17 protein-coding genes are annotated in these 22,284 nt (G+C 71.2%); 1 reads left to right on the plus strand and 16 read right to left on the minus strand.

Features of this window, described 5'->3' with window-relative positions:
- The first annotated feature begins 74 nt into the window (after positions 1-74).
- Complete coding sequence (locus OHA19_RS12090; RefSeq protein ID WP_405716796.1) at positions 75-701, plus strand: YceI family protein; 627 nt, start codon at positions 75-77, stop codon at positions 699-701.
- Positions 702-839: 138 nt separating this feature from the next.
- Here OHA19_RS12090 and OHA19_RS12095 read toward each other — a convergent pair whose 3' ends face one another.
- The 16 genes from OHA19_RS12095 to ureA all read right to left on the minus strand — a co-directional run bounded on the left by OHA19_RS12095 (position 840) and on the right by ureA (position 22,118).
- Positions 840-1,901, minus strand: a complete 1,062-nt coding sequence (locus tag OHA19_RS12095; protein ID WP_405716795.1) for an NAD(P)/FAD-dependent oxidoreductase — start codon at positions 1,899-1,901, stop codon at positions 840-842.
- An 86-nt stretch (positions 1,902-1,987) separates the two neighbouring features.
- Positions 1,988-4,774: a SpoIIE family protein phosphatase gene (locus OHA19_RS12100; protein ID WP_405716794.1), complete on the minus strand. Its 2,787-nt coding sequence runs from the start codon at positions 4,772-4,774 to the stop codon at positions 1,988-1,990.
- 60 nt (positions 4,775-4,834) lie between these two features.
- On the minus strand, positions 4,835-6,202 hold the full coding sequence (locus tag OHA19_RS12105; RefSeq protein WP_405716793.1) for a hypothetical protein: 1,368 nt from the start codon (positions 6,200-6,202) through the stop codon (positions 4,835-4,837).
- A gap of 53 nt (positions 6,203-6,255) precedes the next feature.
- Complete coding sequence (locus tag OHA19_RS12110) at positions 6,256-7,674, minus strand: GH1 family beta-glucosidase (protein WP_405716792.1); 1,419 nt, start codon at positions 7,672-7,674, stop codon at positions 6,256-6,258.
- 79 nt (positions 7,675-7,753) lie between these two features.
- Positions 7,754-8,773 carry an ABC transporter ATP-binding protein gene (locus OHA19_RS12115; protein WP_405716791.1) on the minus strand — a complete coding sequence of 340 codons (1,020 nt, stop codon included), beginning with the start codon at positions 8,771-8,773 and terminating at the stop codon, positions 7,754-7,756.
- Entirely contained in the window at positions 8,770-9,753 is a 984-nt protein-coding gene (locus OHA19_RS12120; RefSeq protein WP_405716790.1) for an ABC transporter permease, read from the minus strand. Before OHA19_RS12120 ends, OHA19_RS12115 begins: the two co-directional genes overlap by 4 nt.
- 3 nt (positions 9,754-9,756) lie before the next feature.
- On the minus strand, positions 9,757-10,737 hold the full coding sequence (locus tag OHA19_RS12125; protein ID WP_405716789.1) for an ABC transporter permease: 981 nt from the start codon (positions 10,735-10,737) through the stop codon (positions 9,757-9,759).
- Positions 10,734-11,792 carry an ABC transporter ATP-binding protein gene (locus tag OHA19_RS12130; protein ID WP_405716788.1) on the minus strand — a complete coding sequence of 353 codons (1,059 nt, stop codon included), beginning with the start codon at positions 11,790-11,792 and terminating at the stop codon, positions 10,734-10,736. The genes OHA19_RS12125 and OHA19_RS12130 overlap by 4 nt, the downstream gene beginning before the upstream one ends.
- Before the next feature lie 53 nt (positions 11,793-11,845).
- Entirely contained in the window at positions 11,846-13,519 is a 1,674-nt protein-coding gene (locus tag OHA19_RS12135) for an ABC transporter substrate-binding protein (protein WP_405716787.1), read from the minus strand.
- Positions 13,520-13,597: 78 nt separating this feature from the next.
- A complete protein-coding gene (locus tag OHA19_RS12140) occupies positions 13,598-14,572 on the minus strand; it encodes a LacI family DNA-binding transcriptional regulator (protein WP_405750201.1) in 975 nt (324 codons plus the stop codon).
- A 226-nt stretch (positions 14,573-14,798) separates the two neighbouring features.
- A complete protein-coding gene (gene cimA, locus OHA19_RS12145) occupies positions 14,799-16,406 on the minus strand; it encodes a citramalate synthase (protein ID WP_405750204.1) in 1,608 nt (535 codons plus the stop codon).
- A 280-nt stretch (positions 16,407-16,686) separates the two neighbouring features.
- Complete coding sequence (locus tag OHA19_RS12150) at positions 16,687-18,021, minus strand: MFS transporter (protein ID WP_405716784.1); 1,335 nt, start codon at positions 18,019-18,021, stop codon at positions 16,687-16,689.
- Positions 18,022-18,119: 98 nt separating this feature from the next.
- Positions 18,120-18,725 carry a TetR/AcrR family transcriptional regulator gene (locus OHA19_RS12155; protein ID WP_405716783.1) on the minus strand — a complete coding sequence of 202 codons (606 nt, stop codon included), beginning with the start codon at positions 18,723-18,725 and terminating at the stop codon, positions 18,120-18,122.
- A gap of 3 nt (positions 18,726-18,728) precedes the next feature.
- Positions 18,729-19,730, minus strand: coding sequence for an agmatine/peptidylarginine deiminase (locus tag OHA19_RS12160; RefSeq protein WP_405721897.1), 1,002 nt, complete (start codon positions 19,728-19,730; stop codon positions 18,729-18,731).
- Between the two features lie 22 nt (positions 19,731-19,752).
- Positions 19,753-21,441 carry an urease subunit alpha gene (locus OHA19_RS12165; RefSeq protein ID WP_405716782.1) on the minus strand — a complete coding sequence of 563 codons (1,689 nt, stop codon included), beginning with the start codon at positions 21,439-21,441 and terminating at the stop codon, positions 19,753-19,755.
- Positions 21,438-22,118 (minus strand): urease subunit gamma, encoded by a 681-nt coding sequence (gene ureA / locus OHA19_RS12170; RefSeq protein WP_405716781.1) that lies wholly within the window; start codon positions 22,116-22,118, stop codon positions 21,438-21,440. The genes OHA19_RS12165 and ureA overlap by 4 nt, the downstream gene beginning before the upstream one ends.
- Positions 22,119-22,284 lie beyond the last annotated feature (166 nt).

Raw genomic sequence — 22,284 nt, forward strand, 5'->3', positions numbered from 1 at the left:
TTCTCGTTGAAGGTTAAACAACAACTTCAGCCCCCGCCTGATCGCCGCTCGACCACGTCCCCCGAGGAGGAGCCATGGCTCTTTTCAGCCGTAAGAACAACGCCCCGGCCGCTGCCACCACCACCGTCGCCCCCGCCGTGGACCCGGCCCTGGCCGCCCTGACCGGCGAGTACACGATCGACCCGGCCCACAGCAGCATCGGGTTCACCGTGCGCCACGCGATGGTCACCAACGTGCGCGGCTCCTTCGCCGAGCACGAGGGCACGCTGAAGCTGGACGGCTCCGACCCGGCGAACTCCAACGCGTCGATCGACGTCAAGATCGCCAGCGTCGACACCGGCATCGCCGACCGCGACGGCCACCTGGTCAGCGGCGACTTCTTCGACGCCGAGAAGTTCCCGCTCATGACCTTCCGCTCCACGCAGGCCGAGCAGCTCGGCGGTGACACGTACCGCGTCACCGGCGACCTCACCATCAAGGACGTCACCCGGCCGCTCTCCATCGACCTGGAGTTCAACGGCTCCGCCACCGACGTCTACGGCAACGAGCGCGTCGGCTTCGAGGGCAGCGCGGACATCCTGCGCTCCGACTGGGGCCTGACCTGGAACGCGGCGCTGGAGACCGGCGGCGTGATGGTCAGCGACAAGGTCAAGCTCAACTTCGACATCTCCGCGATCAAGTCCGCCGCGACCCAGGCCTGACACGTTCCGCCGTCTCACACCTGAACCCGAGCGCGCCCGCCCTCTCCTCCCCCGCCGGGGAGGGAGGCGGGCGCTCGGCGTTGGACCGGGCGGCACGGAGCAGCCCCCGTCACGCCCGGCCGCGCGGAGCAGCCCCCGTCACGCCCGGCGGGCGGCGACCGCGCGGTTCACGTCGTCGGCGATCAGGTCCGCGTTGATCGCCGCGGCGGCCTGCACCCCGGCCGCGGCAGCGGCGATGACCTGCCCCTTCGGGTCGGCCACATTGCCGGCCACCCAAATGCCGGGCACCTCCGTCGCCCCGGCCGGACCGGCGGCGACGTACGTGCCGATCACCTGACCCGCCACCTCCATCCGGGCCGCGTCCAGCCCCAGGCCCGCGAGGAAGTCCGCGCGGGCGGTAAAGCCGGGCTGCACCACGAAGGCCTCGCACGGGATCACCCGGCCGCCTGTCAGCCGCACCCCGGTGAGCCGGTCGTCCGTCACGTCGAGCCCGGCCACCTCGCCGTCGACCACGGCGACGCCGCGGGCGGCCAGCTGCTCGTACTCCTCGTCCGTGGGCTCGGGCCCGGTGTGGCGGAAGAGGGTGATGTCCTCGCTCCACTGGCGCCACATCAGTGCCTGGTGCACGGCCAGCGGGCCGGTGGACAGGATGCCGACCGGGCGGGAGGCGACCTCCCGGCCGTGGCAGTACGGGCAGTGCAGGACCTCGCGCCCCCACCGCTCCGCCACGCCCGGCACCGGGGGCAACTCGTCGACCAGGCCCGTGGTCACCAGGAGCCGGCGCGCCACGACCGGGGGGCCGTCCTTCCGTACGACGCGGAATCCCGCGCCGTCGGGCAGCCGCTCGGCGGCCACCACGGCGTCCCGGACGACCTCTCCCCCATAACGGGCCACCTCCTCGCGGCCGGTGGCCAGCAGCTCCGAGGGGGCGATGCCGTCGTGTCCCAGGTAGCCGTGCATGTCCGCGGCGGGGGCGTTGCGCGGCTGCCCGGCGTCGATCACCAGCACCGACCGGCGCGCCCTGACCAGGGTCACGGCTCCGCTCAGCCCGGCGGCGCCACCGCCGATCACCACCACGTCGCAGGGGCGGCCGGGGCCGCCGGTCGCGTCGCCGGTCGTGCTGCTGGTCGCCTCGTCGATCGCGTCGCCGGTCGTGTCGCTGGTCATGTCGCTGGTCGCGTTGCTGGTCATGTCGCTCATGGGGAGCACCTCGCTTTCACCGAGAGCTTCCGCGACGTGGAGCCGTATCAGCAAGCTTCTTTGCCGGATCAGCAAACGACATGCCCCTAGAGAGGGTTCTCCTCCGGTTCGCCGACCGTCTGCTCCGACCAGATGACCTTGCCCGTCTCGGTGTAGCGGGTGCCCCAGCGTTCGGCGAACTGGGCGACGAGGAACAGGCCCCGGCCACCCTCGTCCGTCGTCGCCGCGTAGCGCAGGTGCGGGGAGGTGCTACTGCTGTCGGAGACCTCGCAGATCAGGTTGCGGTCGTACAGCAGGCGGACCTCGATGGGCGCCGTGCCGTAGCGCACCGCGTTGGTGACCAGTTCGCTCAGGATCAGTTCGGTGGCGAACGCCTCCTCCTCCAGGCCCCGGTCGGTGAGCCACTGGGCGACGTTCTTGCGGACCCCGGCGACGGCCGCCGGATCGGTGGCCACGGCCCACTGCGCGACCTGGTCCGGATCGAGCATGCGGGTGCGGGCCACGAGCAGGGCGACATCGTCCTGCGGCCGGTCGTGCAGCAGCTCGGCGAGCACGTCGTCGCAGGTCTCCTCCGGTGTCCGGTCGCGGCCGGCGAGGGCGTCGCGCAGCAGGTCGAGACCGGTGCCGATGTCCCGGCCGCGGCGCTCGACCAGACCGTCCGTGTAGAGGACCAGCCGGCTCCCCTCGGGTACGTGGAACTCGGCCGCCTCGAAGGGCATGCCGCCGATGCCGAGCGGAAGTCCGGTCGGGACCTCGGGGCACTCGACGGTGCCGTCCGGGAGCACCATCACGGGCGCGGGGTGGCCGGCCCGCGCCACCGTGCAGTTACCGGAGACCGCGTCGTAGATCGCGTACAGGCAGGTGGCACCGGCGATCTCGACATCGCCCTCCTCGGCTTCGTCGCGGTCTATCCGGGCCACCAGCTCGTCGAGATGCCCGAGGAGTTCGTCGGGCGCGGGGTCCAGCAGGGAGAAATTGTGGACGCTGGTGCGCAGGCGCCCCATAGTGGCCGCGGCGTACAGCCCGTGCCCGACCACGTCGCCGACGACCAGCGCCACCCGGGCGCCGGAGAGCGGGATGACGTCGAACCAGTCGCCGCCGACCCCCTCGTACGCCGGAAGATAGCGGTGGGCGACCTCCAGGGCGTTCTGCTCGGGCAGCGCACGGGGCAGCAGACTGCGTTGCAGCGTCACGGCCAGTGCGTGCTCCCGCGTGTAGCGGCGGGCGTTGTCCACGCCCACCGCGGCACGCGCCGCCAGTTCCTCCGCGAAGGACACGTCGTCGTCGTCGAAGGGTTCCGAATCGCCCGAGCGCCAGAAGTTGGCCATGCCCAGGATCGTGCCGCGCGCGTGCAGCGGCACCGACACGATCGAGTGGAACCCCTGCTCCCTGATCCGCTCGGCCACCGCGTGATCCCAGTTCCGCCAGCCCAGCCTCCTGAAGTCGTCCTTCAGATCGGCATCGGCGCTGTGCGCCCGCATGGCCCGGGTCCTGGTGGGGACGAAGCCCACCACATGGCCGACCGGGTACAGCGGATGGTCCGCGCGGACCGCCGCGACGGCGGTGCGGCGCATCTCCAGCGTGCCGCCGTCCGTCGTGACCGGTTCGTCGCCGCGCAGTACGGGGTCGGCCAGGTCGACCGATGCGGCGTCGGCGAATCCGGGGACCGCCACGTCGGCCAGCTCCTGCGCCGTCCGGGTCACATCGAGCGTGGTGCCGATCCGGGCACCGGCCTCGTACAGGAGCAGCAGCCGTTCGGTGGCGTACTCCGCCTGTCCGGTGACCGCGCGGAGTTCGGTGGTGTCCCGCAGGGTCACCACCGTGCCGGGCGGCCCGCCGTGCGCGTCGGTCGGACGGAGGTTGACGGCCAGCAGCCGGCTGCCGGCCCGCAGCACCTCGTCCGTGACGGTCCGGCCGGAGACGAGTAGTTCCGCGGTGTCCGGGGCGAGCCCCAGGTCTGCCACGGCCCGGCCCTCGGCATCCGACGGCAGATCGAGGAGTCTGCGGGCCTCGTCGTTGACCAGGGTCAGCCGCCGGTCGGCCCCGACGATCAGGACGCCCTCGCGCACGGCGTGCAGCACCGCGTCGTGGTGTTCGTACATCTGGGTCATCTCGGCAGGTCCGAGGCCATGGGTCTGACGGCTCAGCCGCCTGCTCAGGAACGCCGCGCCGCCCGCGGTGAGCGCCAGTGCGACCGCCGCGGCGGCCGCGCTGAACGGGATGGAGCGGTCGGCCACACTGTTGACCGACTCGACGGTGATCCCCACCGCGACCAGTCCGGCGACCGAGCCGTCCGACCGGGGCACGGGCACGACCGAGTTGACGGCAGGCCCGTGGTTTCCGGTGAAGGTCCAGGTGTACGCGTGCCCGGCCAGTGCCTCCTGGTACCGGCCGGTCAGGTGCTTGCCGATCAGCGCGGGATCGGGGTCGGTGTAGCGGATGCCCTGCTGGCCCGCCAGGACGATGTAGTCGGTATAGGTCAGCCTGCGGATCTCCTCGGCACGCGGCTGGAGGATCGCGGTGGGGTCCTTGCTGTCCAGTGCGGCGGCGGTCCCGGGCGCGTGTGCGAAGGTCTCGGCGACGCTCAGGGTGCGGGCGCGGGCCTCCTGCGTGGCGTCGCGGCGGCCCTCCGCCACCAGGGCGACCGCCCCGGCCGTGACGAGCAGCAGGACGAGACCGAGGACGAAGACGAAGACCTGGCCGGCCACGGTGCGCACATTGAGCAGGGCGCGCAGTTCGCGGACCGGGGACCGGTCGGTCAGGCCCCGGCCGGACGGCGCGGGCGCCTGTTGGCCCGAGCGTCCTCCATCGTGCCGATGCGCAGGCCGGACGGAGCGTCGTAGCCGCGCCCGGAATCGGCCGATACCAGACATAACTTCAGGTCTAGCATGAATCGCACCGGCCCGAGCGGTCGCCGGTCGCCGGTCGGTGACTCAGAACCCGCCCCCGTCGAATCCTCCGCCGCCCCCGAGATCGCCTCCCCCTCCGAAGCCCCCGCCGTCGAAGCCCGAGGAGTCGAAGTCGGCTCCGGAGAAGTCTCCGCCGCTCCAGTCCCCGCCGGAGCCGAAGTCGCCGCCGCCGTACTCCGCCGCGTACGCGGGGCTCGACAGCATGGAACCGAGCGCCGTGCCGACGAGCAGGCCGGGGAGCAGGCCGCCGCCGAAGTAGCCGCCCGCCCACGGACCGTACGCCGGGCCCGCCTCCCAGTACGGGCGGCGGCCGGCGCCGGTGTCGACGGTGCGGCTCAGCGGCTCCTCGCCCGCGCGCAGCCGGACCTCGTCCGCCGCGCAGACCGGGACCTCGCGTGCCGTTCCGCCGGACGGGGACCACCGGACATCGGCGACCGAGGGGCCGTGGCGCGGGTCGAAGAAGCACGGCGGGCGCCGGTCCGGCAGTTCGCCGCCGGTCCGGCGGGCCTCCAGGACGGCGAGGGAGAAGCGGCCGTCCTCCAGCGCCCGGGTCACCCCGCGCACGTCGGACGGACGGCGGGCCGCCGACATGCGGGACTTCGCGGTCTCGTACGAGTCGAGCGCCCGCTCGTAGTCCGCGCGCATGACGTCGTCGGCGCCCGCCTCGGCGGGGTGGAAGTCCAGCCGGTCCAGGGTTTCGCCGTACGCGGTGATGTCCTCGTCCACGACGACCCGGAGCTTGTCGAGCGCGGCCGTCTCCTCGGCCTCCTTGCGCCTCCGGTTGCGGCGGACGACCGCGTAGGCCGTGCCGCCGCCCAGCACCAGGACCGCGCCAAGGGTGACCAGCCCGACGGCGGACGACGATCCGCCGCCGGACGAGCCGCCCCAGGAGGCGGGGGCGCTGCCCCGGGCCTGTTCCACGGCCCGGCCGACGAAGGCGTTCAGCTGCGTCGCGGCGTCGGTGTCCGCGCCGGGCGCCTTCACCGCGGCGGTGAGGTTGTGGACCGCCCGGGTGGACATCACCTGGGGATCGGCGCCCGCGTCGAAGCCGTTGCCGAGGCGGACCGCGTAGACGCCGGTGATTCCGGTGTCGGTGCGCAGGGTGGCCAGCAGGGTCTTCGCGGGGAACGCGGAGCTCTGCGGCAGCACCGCCACGAACACCGGTTTGTCGGCGTCCTTGATCTTCTTCGTCAGGGCGGCGGCCTGACCGGGTGAGAGCTGGCCGGACGCCGCCGGGGCGACGTACACCGGGCTCTTGCGCAGCGCCTGCGCGACGTCGTCGACGGTGGCCGCCCCGGTCGACCCGGGCGCACCGGGCGCCAGGCCGAGGACGGCCGCCGCCAGGATCAGCAGCAGGCCGGCCAGCAACGACGCGAACAGCCTGTTCCGCATACTCCGAAGCTAACCCGGATAGGTGGCGCGTGCGACAGCCCGGCCCGCCGTGCTCATCCGCCCCGGGTGAGGCGGACGGTGTCGCGGTACCACTTGGCGCTGTCCTTCAGTGTCCGCTCCTGGGTCTCGTAGTCGACGCGGACGATGCCGAACCTCTTGTCGTAGCCGTAGGCCCACTCGAAGTTGTCCATCAGCGACCAGGCGAAGTAGCCCCGGACGTCGGCCCCGGCGGCGCGGGCCGCGGCGACGGCGGCGATATGGTCGGCGAGGTAGGCGGTGCGGTCGGCGTCGTGGATCTGCCCGTCCTCGGAGACGGTGTCGTCGAACGCGGCGCCGTTCTCGGTGATGACCGTGGGGACGCCGTAATCCCGCTCCAGGCCCGTCAGCAGGTCGGTGAGGGCGGTGGGAGTGATCTCCCAGTCCATCGCGGTACGCGGCAGGTCGCGCTCCACGCCACGGGTGACGGGCAGACCTTCGGCGTCCACCGGGGAGCCCTCCTCCGTGACGCCGGAGAAGAGGGAGCCGCGGTAGAAATTGACGCCGAGGACGTCGATCGGGGTGGCGATGACGGCCAGGTCGCCCTCCTCGACCGGGAGCGCGGCGTCGCGCATTGCGAGGTCGGCGACGACGTCCTCGGGGTAGCCGCCCCTGACGATCGGGTCCAGGTAGAGGCGGCGGCCCGTCCCGTCGGCGCGGCGGCAGGCCTCGGCGTCCCCGGGGCTGTCGGTCTCGGGGGTGGCGGTGCCGAGGTTGAGCGTGATGCCGAGTTCGAGTGCGTTGCCGCGGGCGGCGGCCGTCCCGCGGATGTGCCGTGCGGCGAGGCCGTGGCCTAGGAGCAGATGGTGGACGGCCCTGATCGCGTCGCCGAAGTCCTGCCGGCCGGGCGCCTGGTTGCCGTACGCGTAGCCGAGCATGGCCGAGCACCACGGCTCGTTCAGCGTGGTCCAGTGCTCGACCCGGTCGCCGAACGCGTCGTACGCGAGGGCCGCGTACTCGGCGAAGCGGTGGGCGGTGTCACGGGCCGGCCAGCCTCCCGCGTCCTCCAGCTCCTGCGGGAGGTCCCAGTGGTAGAGGGTGATCCAGGGGGTGATGTCCCTGCTCTCCAGCTCGTCGAGCAGGCGCTTGTAGAAGTCCAGGCCCTTCGCGTTGGCCGGGCCGCGCCCGCCCGGCTGGATGCGCGGCCAGGCGAGCGAGAACCGGTACGTGTCGACGCCCAGGTCCGCGATCAGCCGCACGTCCTCGGGCATCCGGTGGTAGTGGTCGCAGGCCACGTCGCCGTTCTCGCCGCGGACGACCATGCCGGGCACCCTGCAGTAGGTGTCCCAGATGGACGGCGTCCGGCCGTCCTCGGCGGCGGCTCCCTCGATCTGGTAGGCGGCGGTGGCGACGCCCCAGCGGAAGTCGGCGGGCAGACCGGGAACGGCACGGGCGGCGAGGTCGCGGGCGTGGGCCTGGGAGGTGACGGGGTTCATGGGTCTCCTGTGGTGTGCGTGGGGTCGCTACGAGCGGGGTGCCGCGGTCGCCGGGGGCAGCCGGCAGGCCGCCGTGCGACTACGAGCGGGGTGCCGCGGTCGCCGGGGCGGGCCGGTGCAGCCAGCAGGCCACCGTGCGCGACTCGTCCCCGTCCGGTGCGGCGAGCACCGGGACCTGGCCGGCGCAGACGTCGAGGGCCTTGCCGCAGCGGGGGTGGAAGGCGCAGCCGGCCGGCATCGCGGACAGGTGCGGGGGCGAGCCGGGAATGCCGGTGAGTTCGCGGCGGGGGCCATGCAGTGCGGGGAACGAGTGCAGCAGCCCGTCGCTGTAGGGGTGCTGGGGGTCCCGGTAGATCGCGGCGGCTTCCGCCTCCTCGACGATCCGGCCGCCGTACATGATCGCGATCCGGTCCGAGAACTCGATCAGCAGTGAGATGTCATGGGTGATGAAGACGACCGAGAAGCCCAGCTCCTCGCGGAGCCTGACCAGTTGGCGCAGGATCTGGCGCTGCATGACGACGTCCAGGGCCGTCGTCGGCTCGTCCATGACGACGATCTCGGGCTCCAGCGCGAGCGCCATCGCGATCATCACACGCTGGCGCATCCCGCCGGAGAGCTGGTGCGGGTAGGCGGTGAGCCGGTCGGCGGAGATGCCGACGAGCGCGAGCAACTCCTTGGCCCGAGCGGTCCGTTCGGGCTTCTTCATGCCCGGCCGGTGTGCCCGGAGTACGTCGGTGAGCTGGCTGTGGACCGTGTGCACCGGGTTGAGCGAGTTCATCGCGCCCTGGAACACGATCGACAGCTCCTGCCAGCGGAAGGCCCTCAGCCCCTCGGGCGACAGGGCCAGCAGGTCGAGCGCCGCGCCTTCCCGCCGGTGGTAGTGGACCTCGCCGCCGGTGATCACCCCGGGCGGCGGGAGCAGCCGGGTGACGGCGTACGCGAGGGTCGACTTGCCGGAGCCGGACTCGCCCGCCAGGCCCAGGACCTCGCCCCGGTGCAGGGTGAGGTCGATGTCGCGCAGCGCGTGCACGGCGCCGTCCCCGGTCCCGTAGTCCACGTCCAGTCCGCGGACGGTGAGGACGGGCTCGCTGCTGCTCATGGGCGGGGCTCCTTGTCGTGCGTACGCGCCACGGGGGTGAAGCCGACCCGCATCCGGACCTTCCGGGACGCGCCGGTCTCCGTGCGCAGGCGCGGGTTGACGAACTCGTCGATGCCGAAGTTGATCAGGGCGAGCGACATGCCGAGCAGGGCGATGCAGAGCCCGGCGGGCACGAACCACCACCACGCGCCCTGTGCCAGGGCCTGGTTGGACTGCGCCCAGAACAGCACCGTCCCCCAGTTCCAGTCGGAGATGTCGGCGACACCGATGAAGGCGAGGGTGATCTCGGAGAGGATCGCGAAGATGACGGTGCCGACGAAGCCGGAGGCGATGACGGCCGTCAGATTGGGGAGCACCTCGAAGAAGATGATCCGCCACGTCGATTCGCCGGTGGCGCGGGCCGCCTCGACGTAGTCCCGGCGCCGCAGCGAGAGCGTCTGGGCGCGCAGCACCCGCGCTCCCCAGGCCCAGGAGGTGAGGGCGATGACGGCGGCGATCAGGATGTCGCCCGCGTCGGAGACGAAGCTGGCGATGATGATGATCAGTGGCAGCCCCGGGATGACCAGGAAGACGTTGGAGAGCAGCGAGAGCAGCTCGTCGGCGGTGCCGCCGAGAAAGCCCGCGCTGACCCCGATCAGCACGGAGAGGGCCGTCGCGAGTATCCCGGCGACGAAGCCGACGACCAGGACCCCGCGGGTGCCGACGAGGATCTGCGAGAGCACGTCCTGACCGGTCTGCGTGGTGCCGAACCAGTGTGCGCCGGAGGGCGGTTGGAGCAGTTGGTCGCTCATGGTGTCGGGGTCGTACGGGGCGATCCACGGTCCGACGACCGCGATCACGACGAAGAAGGCGAGGATCCCGAGTCCGATGACGGTCTTGCGGCCACGCAGCAGGCGCGGCCCGCGTCTGCCGGGCGCCCGGGTCCCGGCCGGACCGGTCACGGCGGCCTCGGCGGCCTCGGCGGCAGCGGCGGTGGTCATGGCCTAGGCCTCCCTTCGGGTGCGGGGGTCAAGGAGCAGGTAGATGACATCGGCGAGGAGGTTCGCCGCGAGGACGGAGAGTGTGATGATCAGGAAGACGCCCTGCATCAGGGGGTAGTCCTTCGCGCCCACGGCCTGGAAGAGCTGGTAGCCGATGCCGGGGTAGGAGAAGACCATCTCCACCAGCAGCGTGCCGCCGACGATGAAGCCCAGCGAGAGGGCGAAGCCGGAGATGTTGGGGAGGATCGCGTTGCGTGCCGCGTACCCGAACATCACCCGGCGCTCGGAGAGCCCCTTGGCCTGGGCGACCATGACGTAGTCCTCCGAGGACACCGTCACCATCATGTTCCGCATGCCGAGGATCCAGCCGGCCACGGCGCTGAGCACGATGGTGAGGCCGGGCAGCACCCCGTGGTAGAGCGCGCTGGAGACGAACGGCAGGTCGAAGGCGGGGACCAGCGAGTTGTCGTAGCCACCGGCGGCCGGGAAGATCGGCCACTTCACGGCGAACAGGGCGATGGCGATGAGCCCCAGCCAGAAGTACGGGATGGCCGAGATGAAGGTGGTGACGGGCAACAGGCTGTCCAGCCAGGAGCCGCGCCGCCAGCCGGTGAAGACGCCGATGCCGGTGCCGAGCAGGAAGCTGATCAGCGTGGTGATGCCGACGAGCGCGAGCGTCCACGGCAGCGACTGGGCGATCACCTCGCCTACCGGCGTCGGGAAGAAGGTGAAGGAGAGCCCGAGGTCGCCGTCGAGCAGATGCGACCAGTAGTCGGTGTACTGCTGCCAGAGCGACCGGTGCTCGTCGAGGCCGAAGAGAGCCTTGAGCGACTCGACGGCGTCGGTGTCGAGCTGGCCCTGGAAGCGGGCGAGCAGCGCCTGGACCGGGTCGCCCGGCATCATGCGCGGGATCAGGAAGTTGATGGTGATCGCCGCCCAGGCGGTGACCAGGTAGAAGGCGAGCCGTTGCAGCAGGTATTTCACGCCGCGCCCTCCTTCCCGGGCCCGTGACCGGCCCGCGCACCGTCGGCGTACAGCCAGCAGGCCGCCCACCGGCCGCCTTCGAGGTCGAAGCGGGGCGGCGGTTCGGTGCGGCAGCGCTCCATTGCCGTCGGGCAGCGGGGGTGGAAGCGGCAGCCCGGGGGCGGGGCGATGAGCGAGGGTGGTTCGCCGCTGCCGGTCTCCTCCTGCTCCGCCTCGCCGGCCACCCGGTCCGGGTCGGGCGCGGAGGCGATGAGGAGCTGGGTGTAGGGGTGGGCGGGGCGCTGGGTGACGGACTCGCTGTCACCGCCCTCGACGATCCGGCCCGCGTACATCACCAGCGTCGTGTCCGCGAAGTAGCGGGCCGACGCGATGTCATGGGTGATGTAGAGGATCGCGAGACTCAGCCGCTCCTTGAGGTCCTTCAGCAGGTTGAGCACGCCGAGCCGGATCGAGACGTCCAGCATCGAGACCGGCTCGTCGGCGAGCAGGACCTGCGGATCGGCGCCGAGCGCGCGGGCGATGGCCACGCGCTGGCGCTGCCCCCCGGACAGCTCGTGCGGGAACCTGTCCAGGTACTGCTGGGGCGGGGTCAGCTGGACCCGGTCGAGCAGAGCGGTCAGGTTCTCCTCCAGCTCCGCCTCGCCGCTGCCCGCCCGGCCGTGGATCCGCAGCGCCCGGGTGAGGTGGTAGCGCACGGTGTGCACCGGGTTCAGCGAGGCGAAGGGGTCCTGGAAGATGAGCTGGACCCGGCGTACGTAACCGCGGAAGGACCGGCCCCGTCCGGCCTTCACCGCCGTTCCGTCCAGCCGGATCTCGCCCCCGGTGAGCGGATACAGCTGGGCGAGCAGCCGGGCGACGGTGGACTTCCCGGAGCCGGACTCCCCCACCAGCGCCGTGACGGTGCCGCGCCGCAGTTCCAGCGAGACGTCGTCGACGGCGTGGACGGTACGGCGTCTGCCCATGACGAGGTCGCGTCCGGTACGGCGTACGGGGAAGTGCTTGGTGACTGAGCGTGCTTCGAGCACGACATGGTTCCGTGCGGGCTGTTTCGACATGGCCGGCCCCTGTGTCCCTGTGTCCCTGTGTCCTGTATCCCTTGTCCCTGGCTCTACTTGGCTGGCTTGAGCTTCAGCACGATCTGGAGCGCGGACGGCTGGGTGTGCTGCGGCGGCGCGTACGGGTCGGCCTCGGTGGGCCAGCCCACCCAGTTCTTCGTGGAGTACTCGGCTCCGATGGGGGCGGCGGCCGTCGGGATCATCGGCGCCTGCTCGACCATGATCTTCTGGAGGGTGTTCATGGCCTCGGTGCGGGCGGAGTCCTCGGTGGCGCCGGCGAAGTCCTTGAGCGCCGCGGTGGCCTCCTCGTTCTTGAAGCGGCCGAAATTGCCGAGCTGGGACGCCTTGCCGACGGGCTGGAGCAACGCGCCGTCCATGATGTTCTGGTACATGTCGTACGGGGTGGCGCCGCTGTTGGTCCAGTGCAGGGTGGCGTCGAAGTTGCCGTTGGCGACGTCCGCGCCCCAGGCCTCCGCGGTCTGCGTCTTGACCTTGGCCTCGATGCCGAGCTGCTTGATGTTGTCCTTGATGATCGCGAGACCGGTGATGTAGTCGTTCCAGCCGGCCGGGTCGGTGAAGGTGAGCTTCACCGGCTTGCCGGCCGGGTCCTTCAGCACGCCGCCGCTGAGCTCGAACCCGGCCTCGGCGAGCACCTTCTTGGCGCCCGCCACGTCGGGTGCGGTGGTGGCGCTCCTGTACTCGGGGGCGAGGAAGGACTCACCGGCGGGCAGCGGGATTCCGGTCGGGTTGGTGATCTCCGGATAGAGGGTGGCCTCGGCCTGGGTGTGGATCGCCCTGCGGTCCACGACCATCGCCATGGCCCTGCGCAGTGCCGGGTTGTCGAGCGGCTTGCGGGCGGTGTTGAACCAGAGTCCGTGGACGCCGAGTCCGGAAGGGAACCACAGCTTGTGGTTCTTCGGGTCCTTGGCGATGAACAGCTGCTTGTAGTTGGGCATGAAGACGAACGACCACTCGACCTTGCCGTTGGCCAGCGCCGTGGTCGCCGCGCTGTTGTCGTTGTACGCGGTGTAGCGCAGCTCCTTGACCTCGGTCCTGCCCTTCCAGTACGTGGGCGTGGCGGTCAGTGTGGTGGTCTGCGGGGTGAACGTCTTGAGCTTGTACGGACCGGAGCCGACGGGTGTGCGGTTGGGCCAGGTCTCGGGGTTCTTGACGCCCTGCCAGATGTGCTTGGGCACGATGAACTGCTGGGTGATCTTGTTCTGGTTGACGTACTGGGATTCCTTGAAGGTCAGGACGACCGTCTTGCCCCGCACCGCGATCCCGTCGAACGGGATGCCGTTGCCGTTCAGCGCCGGGTGCTTCTTCAGGAGCTCGAAGGTGTACGCGACGTCGTCGGCGGTCAGCGGCTTGCCGTCGGCCCACTTGGCCCTGGGGTCGAGGGTGAAGGTGACCGCGGTGAAGTTGGAGGCCCACTTCCAGCCGGTGGCCAGCCACGGGGCGGCCTCGTCCGCGGGCCGGATCTGGTTCGTCATGGCGAGCGGCTCGTAGATCATGAAGCGGTAGCCCAGCGTGGCGCCCGCCGAGGTGCTGAGGAACGGGTTGCTGTTGTCGGTCTGCGGCCCGTCCGGCTTGCCCAGGGTCAGTACGCCCGAGGCGCCGCCCCCTTTGTTGGCACCCGAGTTGGCGGACGAGCAACCGGCGGCGAGCGCGGCCACCGCGACGGCGGCAGAGAGCGCTCTCACGGTGGCGTGACGTCGTACGGACATGGCGACTCCAGGGGGAACTGCGGTCGGGAGGATCCGGGGATACGGAAGGGCGGTCGGCCGCAGGTTCCGGCCGGTCCGCTACGGCGCCGAGTGGCGCACGACCAGTTCGGTGGGCAGCACGACCGGTGCGTCGGGTACGGGCGTGCCGCCGAGGTGGGAGAGCAGCAGCCGTGCGGCCGTCTCGCCCATCCGCCGGGTGGGCTGGCGCACGGTGGTCAGTGGTGGTTCGGTGTGCTCGGCCATCGGGATGTCGTCGAAGCCGACCACGGCGATGTCGTCCGGCACGGAGCGCCCGGCCGCGCGCAACGCCCGCAGCACGCCCGCCGCGCTGATGTCGTTGTGCGCGAAGACCGAGTCGAACTGTGCGCCGGAGGCGAGGAGTTGCTCCACGGCCAGCCGGCCGCTGCGTTCGGTGAAGTCCCCGTGGACGACGAGATCGGTGGGCAGGACCGCACGGAATCCGTCCAGCCGGTCGCGTACGCAGCCGAAGTGCCGGGGTCCCGTGACGACCAGGGGCCTGGTGCGCCCGGCGGCCAGCAGATGCCGGGCGGCACTCGCGCCCCCTTCGCGATTGGTGGTCACGACGGAGGGGAATTCGGGGTGGTGGCCTCGGTCGTCGATCAGCACGATCGGCAGGCCGCCGCGGTGCAGTGCGGTGAGATGGTCGAGGGTGTTCTCGGGCTCGACGACCAGCAGCCCGTCGAAGGCGCGCGCCGACACCTGGCCGGTGAAGCGCCGGACCGACTCCGCACCGCGGTTGCACGTGAAGAGCAGCAGCCCGTAATCGGCCGCCTCGACGGTGTCCACGACCCCCTGGAGCACTTCGCCCATCCACGGCCAGGTGAGCGAGGGCACCAGCATGCCAACCGTACGGCTGCTGCCGCGGGCCAGTCCGACGGCGCCCGAGCTGGGTACGTAGCCGAGCTGCGCGATCACTTCACGAACACGGGCGGCCGTGGCACCGTCCACCTCGCCCTTGGCGTTGACGACCCGCGACACGGTCGTCTTGCTGACGCCGGCCTCGCGGGCGACATCGGCGATGGTGACACGCATCGGGACCTCCGGGACAAGGCATGACTACGGAGATGGAACCGGTTCCGGAACCGGTACCGGCGTTGCGGCGTGAGTTAACCCCGCCGGAACAGTGCCGTCAATACTTCACACCGACATTGGTCCGTACCCATCTCCCGTACAGGCAGGACGTGTTGTGCGTTCAGCTTCTGAACGCACCCCGGCACCGAGGGCCGGGGCGCCCGGCCCCGGCCCCCGCTCGGCCGCGCTACTCCGTCGGCTCGACCCCCGCGCGCAGCAGCCCGTAGGTGTACGCGTCCTCCAGGGCCTGCCAGGACGCGGCGATGACGTTCTCCGCGACGCCGACCGTCGCCCAGTCGCCGGCGCCGTCGCCCGTGGTGATGAGGACTCGGGTGGTGGACTCGGTGCCGGTGCGGCCTTCGAGGATGCGGACCTTGTAGTCGATCAGCTCCAGCTTGGCGAGCTGGGGGTAGATCCGCTCCAGGGCGACGCGGAGCGCCCGGTCGAGGGCGTTGACCGGGCCGTTGCCCTCGGCGGTGGCGACGATGCGCTCGCCCTTGGCCCAGAGCTTCACGGTGGCCTCGTTGGCGTGGGTGCCGTCGGGGCGGTCCTCGACGATGGCGCGCCAGGACTCGGTGCGGAAGTAGCGGCGTACCCGGCCCTCGGCCTCGGCGCGCAGCAGCAGTTCGAAGGAGGCGTCGGCGGCCTCGTACGTGTAGCCCTTGAGTTCGCGCTCCTTGACCCGCTCGACGACCCGGCCGACGAGCGCCCGGTCGCCGCCGAGGTCGATGCCGAGCTCCTTGCCCTTGAGCTCGATGGAGGCGCGGCCGGCCATGTCGGAGACCAGCATCCGCATGGTGTTGCCGACCAGGGCGGGGTCGATGTGCTGGTAGAGGTCGGGGTCGACCTTGATCGCGGAGGCGTGCAGTCCGGCCTTGTGGGCGAAGGCGGAAACACCCACATAGGGCTGGTGGGTGGAGGGGCTGAGGTTGACGACCTCGGCGATGGCGTGCGACACGCGGGTCATGTCGGCGAGCGCGCCCTCGGGGAGGACGGTCTTGCCGTACTTGAGCTCCAGGGCGGCGACGACGGGGAAGAGGTTGGCGTTGCCGACGCGCTCGCCGTAGCCGTTGGCGGTGCACTGGACGTGGGTGGCGCCCGCGTCGACGGCGGCGAGGGTGTTGGCGACGGCGCAGCCGGTGTCGTCCTGGGCGTGGATGCCGAGCCGGGCGCCGGTATCGGCGAGCACCGTGGCGACGACGGCCTGGACCTGGGCGGGGAGCATGCCGCCGTTGGTGTCGCAGAGGATGACGACATCGGCGCCGGCCTCGGAGGCGGCGCGCACGACGGCCTTGGCGTACTCGGGGTTGGCGCGGTAGCCGTCGAAGAAGTGCTCGCAGTCCACGAAGACCCGGCGGCCCTGCTCGCGGAGGTAGGAGACGGTGTCGACGACCATCTCCAGGTTCTCCTCGAGGGTGGTGCGCAGCGCGAGTTCCACATGGCGGTCGTGGGACTTGGCGACCAGCGTGATGACCGGAGCACCCGACTCCAGCAACGCCTTGACCTGGGGGTCCTCGGCGGCCTTGCCACCGGCCCGGCGGGTCGCGCCGAAGGCGACCAGTTCGGCGTTCTTGAACTCGATCTCCTGCTGCGCGCGGGCGAAGAACTCGGTGTCGCGGGGGTTGGCGCCGGGCCAGCCGCCCTCGATGAAGCCCACGCCGAAGTTGTCCAGGTGCCGGGCAATGGTCAGCTTGTCCGCGACCGTCAGGTTGATGCCTTCACGCTGGGCCCCGTCGCGCAGTGTGGTGTCGAAGACATGGAAACTGTCGTCGGTGGGCTTGGCCTTGGTGGTCATGCTGGTCTGACTCCTGTCGGATGAGCGGATCCGGACGATCTGGCTCCACTTGCCCCCATCATCCCGCGTGCGCCTCGCGCCGGCCGAGGTGAGGGCCGGAAAACGAAAAAACCCCTCGCGGGTGCGAGAGGTCTGCGCGCGGGTCTGGGGCACGGTGGCCGTGCCGCACGTGGTGGTGCGGGACGGTCACTGCGGACCGGCGCGCCTGCTGCCGATAATCATGGCGTTCGAGGGCACGGAAGCAGTCTTGCACAAGGCTGCCTCCGTGCCCCGCCCCGTCTCAGGATGCGGGCGTGACGCTCGTCGCCCCGGACGGCTCCGTACTTTCCCGGTCCGCGTCCTTGGCGCCGACCCGGCCCAGGTCGATGTCGCGGGTCTCGCGCATGGTCAGGTAGACGACCAGGGAGACCGCCGCGCAGCCCGCCACGTACCAGTAGAAGCCGGACTCGATGCCCGCCTTCTTGAACCAGAGCGCCACGTACTCGGCGGTGCCGCCGAAGAGCGCGTTGGCGATGGCGTACGGGAGGGCGACGCCCAGGGCGCGGATGCCGGTGGGGAAGAGCTCCGCCTTCACACAGGCGTTGATCGAGGTGTATCCGGTGACGACGACCAGGGCGAGCAGCGCCAGGCCGAAGGCGGGCCAGAACGTGCCCGCGTGCTTGAGCATCGTCATGATCGGCACGGTCAGGAAGGTGGAGCCGACGGCGAAGGTGATCAGCAGCGGGCGGCGGCCGATCCGGTCGGAGAGCATGCCGGCCAGCGGCTGGATGCACATGAAGACGAACAGGGCGCAGAAGCTGACGAGCGAGGCGGTGGGCTTGTCCATGCCCGCGCTCTTGGAGAGGAACTTGGAGAGGTAGGTCGTGTACGTGTAGTACGCGACGGTCCCGCCCATGGTCAGCGCCATCACCAGGAACGCTTCGCGCTTGTGCCGCCACAGCGCCTTCAGCGTGCCGCGGTCGTCCTGCTCGGCGGCACCGGACTCCGCGTAGACCTCGGTCTCCAGCATCGAGCGGCGCAGGTAGAAGACGATCGCGGCGCCGAGCGCACCGACGATGAACGGGATGCGCCAGCCCCAGCTGTGCAGGGCCGCCTCGGACATGTTGCGCTGGAGGACGATCTGCAGGCCGAGGCCGACGAGCTGTCCCGCGGTCATGGACACGTACTGGAAGCTGGAGGCGAAGCCGCGCCGGTCGGGAGCGGACGCCTCGGTGAGGTACGTGGCGCTGGCGGCGTACTCGCCGCCGACGGACAGGCCCTGGAGCAGCCGGGCCACCAGCAGGACGGCGACCCCGCCGTACCCCGCGACGTCGTACGTCGGTGCGGCGGCGATGAGGATCGCGGAGGCCGACATGAGCGTGACGGTAAGGGTGAGCGCCGCCTTGCGGCCCTTGCGGTCGCCGATCCGGCCGAGCAGCCAGCCGCCGACCGGCCGCATGAAGAAGCCGACGGCGAAGATGCCCATGGTGTTCATGAGATTGGCGGTCTCATTGCCTTCGGGGAAGAACGAATCCGCGAAGTAGACCGCGAAGGTCGCGTACACGAACCAGTCGAACCACTCGACCATGTTGCCGGCCGAACCGACCCAGATTTTCTTCCACTGCTCTCGTCCCATGGTCCGTCACCGTGCCCGAACAGCGGGGAGCGGAACAAGGGCGCAATGCGCAACGATCGCGCGTACTTACGTGCGTTTCGTTCACGGCTCCGCGGCCGCTACCTGACGGTGAGTGAGTCGTCGATGAACTCCCGTACCTGTGCGAGGACTTGGGGACGTCCGGTACCGGGAAGGCCGACCGCGACATGGACGCTGAAGCCGTCGAGCAGGGCACGCAGCCGGGTGGCGAACCGCCCCGCGTCGACCGGGCGGAACTCCCCGGCCGACGCGCCCCCCTCCAGCAGGGCCACCAGGTCGCGGTGCCAGGCGTCCTCGATGGCGGCCTGCCGGGCGCGGGCGTCGTCGTCCGCGTTCTGCGAGCGGTTCCACACCTCCAGCCAGAGCGTCCAGTGCGGATCGCGGGGGCCGTCGGGCAGGTACAGGTCGATGTACCCGTCGAGCCGTTCGCGGGCCGTCGCCGGCCCCGACATCAGGGCGTTCCGCTCCGCGCCGAGCCGTCCCTCGCTCCACTCCAGGGTCTGGAGCAGCAGCTCGTCCTTGGTGCGGAAGTAGTAGAGGAGGTGTCCGCTGCTCATCTGGACCTCGCGGCCGAGTCCGGCCATGGTGAGGCCGTCGAGCCCCCGTTCGGCGATGGTGGCCATGGCGGCGGCCAGCAGTTCCTCACGGGGCGGGGCGGTGTTGCGACGGCGTGGCGCGGGGGGCACGGTTCAGACCTTCGGCTGCTGCTGGGTGATGCAGTGGATGCCTCCACCGCCGGCAAAGATCGTACGTGCGTCGACGAGGGTCACCGTACGGTCGGGGAACAGCTCGCCGAAGATGGCCGCCGCTTCCTTGTCGCGCGGGTCGTCGAAGGCGCAGAGGACCACGCCGCCGTTGCAGAGGTAGTGGTTGATGTAGGAGTAGTCGACCCACTCCCCGTCCGCCTTCAGCACGGTGGGCGCCGGGACCTCGACGACGTTCAGCGAGCGGCCCCGGGCATCGGTGGCCTCGCGCAGGATGCGCACCGTCTCACGGGTGATCTCGTGGTCGGGGTGGGCCGGGTCCGGCTGGACATGGGCGACGACGGTGCCCGGGCGGGCGAAGGCGGCGACGATGTCGACATGGCCGAGGGTGCCGTACGTGCCGTAGTCACCGGAGAGTCCGCGCGGCAGCCAGATGGCCTTCTCGGTGCCGAGCCGGGCGTGTATCTCGGACTCGACCTGCTCACGGGTCCAGTCGGGGTTGCGCTCCTTGCCGAGCTGGACGGTCTCGGTGAGCAGTACGGTGCCCTCGCCGTCCACGTGGATGGCGCCGCCCTCGTTGACCAGCCGGGAGCTCTGCACGGGTACGCCGGAGAGTTCGGCGACGGAGCGGGCGATGTGCTGGTCGTGCTCCCAGTGGGCCCAGTCCTGGGCGCCCCAGCCGTTGAACGTCCAGTCGACGGCGGCGAGCCGGTTCCCGTCGGTGACGAAGGTGGGGCCGATGTCCCGCATCCAGGCGTCGTCGAGGGGGCGGACGGCCAGCTCGACGTCCGGGCCGAGGAGCGCGCGGGCGCCGTCCTCCTGGCCGGGGCCCACCACCATCGTGACGGGTTCGAAGCGGCGCACGGCGCGGGCGACGGTGGCCCAGGCGGCGCGGGCCTCGTCCAGTTCGGCGTCGGTGTCGAAGGTGGGATTGGGGCCCGGCCAGGCCATCCAGGTGCGTTCGTGCGGGGCCCACTCGGGCGGCATGCGGAAGGTCACTTGCGGGTCCTTAGAGGAAGTAGAGGCGGTTGAGGGAGACGGAGTCGGCCGGCTCGGAGCGCAGCGGATCGCCGTCCAGGGTGACCAGACCGCTGCGGGCGTCCACGGCGACCGCTCCGGTACGGGAGTTGTGGATCAGGTCGCCGGGGCCTATGCCCCGGGTGCCGCGCACGCCGACGCGACGGCGGCGGGTGGGCATCGAGTCGGCGCCGAGCTGGGTCGCCGCCTGCGAGACGAAGGCCACCGAGAGGTCGGCGGCGGTGGCTCCGTACGCCCCGAACTGCGGTCCCAGGATCAGGGGTTCGCAGGTGTCGGTGGCGGCGTTCGGGTCGCCGGTGACCCCGTAGGCGGGGAAGCCGGACTTCAGCACGAGCTGCGGCTTGGCGCCGAAGAACTCGGGCCGCCACAGCACGATGTCGGCCATCTTGCCGGTCTCGATGGAGCCGATCTCGTGCGAGAGCCCGTGGGCGATGGCGGGGTTGATGGTGAGCTTGGCGATGTAGCGCAGCACCCGGGCGTTGTCGTCCGCGGGCCCGTCGCCCTCCATCGGGCCGAGCTCGGCCTTCATCTTCCCGGCCATCGCGAAGGTGCGGCGCACCGTCTCGCCGGCCCGTCCCATGCCCTGCGCGTCGGACGAGGTGATGCCGATGGCGCCCAGGTCGTGCAGCACGTCCTCGGCGCCCATCGTCCCGGCGCGGATCCGGTCGCGGGCCATGGCGGCGTCGCCCGGCAGGTCCGTCTTGAGGTCGTGTACGGAGACGATCATCCCGTAGTGCTCGGCGACGGCGTCCCGGCCGAAGGGCAGCGTCGGGTTGGTGGACGAGCCGATGACGTTCTCGACGCCCGCCATCTTCAGGACGTTGGGGACGTGTCCGCCGCCGCAGCCCTCGATGTGGAAGGCGTGGATCGTGCGGCCCTCCAGGACGCGCAGGGTGTCCTCGACCGACAGGCACTCGTTCAGCCCGTCGCTGTGCAGGGCGACCTGGACGTCGTGCTCCTCGGCGACCCGCAGCGCGGTGTCCAGGGCACGGGTGTGGGCGCCCATGTCCTCGTGCACCTTGAAGCCGCAGGCCCCGCCCTCGGCGAGCGCCTCGACCAGCGGAGCCTGGTGGGAGGACGAACCGCGGCCCAGGAAGCCGATGTTGACCGGCCAGGCGTCGAAGGCATTGAAGGCGTGGCGCAGCGCCCAGGGCGAATTGACGCCGACGCCCCAGACCGGGCCGAACTCCTGGCCGATGATCGTGGTGACGCCGGAGGCCAGCGAGGCCTCCATGATCCGCGGCGAGAGCAGATGGACGTGGGTGTCGACGGCGCCCGCCGTCGCGATCATCCCCTCGCCGGAGACGATGGTCGTGCCCGTGCCGACGACGACGTCGACGCCGTCCAGGGTGTCCGGGTTGCCGGCCCGGCCGATCGACGCGATCCGTCCCTCGCGGATGCCGATCGACACCTTGCGGATGCCCTGCACCGCGTCGATGACCAGCACGTTGCTGATGACGACGTCACAGGTGTCGCGGACCGCGGCGGCCTTGAGGTGCAGTCCGTCGCGGGCGGTCTTGCCGAAGCCGGCGAGGAACTCCTCGCCGTACCGCTGCGCGTCGGACTCGACGCGGACGGTGAGACCGGAGTCACCGAGCCTGACCCGGTCCCCGGCGCGCGGGCCGTGGACCGAGGCGTACTCGTGCGGATCGATGCTCATCGCTCAGCTCCCAGGTATCCACAGGCCGCGGCGCGCCGCAGGGCCTCTTCGCGCGCGCCGGGCGCGTCCAGCGGGCCGTCGACCAGGCCCGCGAAGCCGATCGCGATCCGCTCGCCGCCGATCGGCACGAGGCCCACCTCGACGGTTTCGCCGGGGCCGAACCGGACGGAGGACCCGGCGGGGACGCAGAGCCGCATCCCGTAGGCGGCGGCGCGGGCGAAGTCGAGCCGCGGGTTGGCCTCGAAGAAGTGGAAGTGCGAGGTCACGGAGACCGGCACGGTCGCGGTGTTGTGGACAGTCAGCCGCACCGCGGGCTCCGGCTCGGGCGTGGCGGGCCCGGGGACGACGGCCCCCGGCGCGTCGTCGCCCAGTCCGTCACCCAGCGGCCGGGAGACCACGGCGAGCCGGGAGCCGTCGTCGAAGACGGCCTCCACATGGACCTCGGTGACGACGTCGGCGACGCCCGGCAGTACGTCGTCGGGGCCGAGCACGGTCCGCGCCGCCTCGATGGCCTCGGCCAGCCGGCGCCCGTCCCGGGCGGCCTCGCAGACCGTGTCCGCGATCAGCGCGGTCGCCTCGGGGACATTGAGCTTGAGGCCCCGGGCGCGGCGGGCGCGGGCCAGTTCGGCGGCGCCGAAGAGCAGCAGCCGGTCACGTTCCGTCGGAGTCAGTCGCACGTCTCCACACCTCTCGGTTAGAGCAGCACTCTAACTCATGGTTAGAGTGCTGCTCTAAGTATGTGAGAGGGCACACTCCGGGAAGCGGGAGAGCATGTCCCGGCACATACGAAAGCCGCGCCCGGCGGGGAGCTGGGCGCGGCTTTTCGTTCGTACGGGGTCGGCC

Origin of the sequence: Streptomyces sp. NBC_00012 (assembly GCF_045040875.1) — a bacterium.
Lineage (GTDB): Bacteria > Actinomycetota > Actinomycetes > Streptomycetales > Streptomycetaceae > Streptomyces.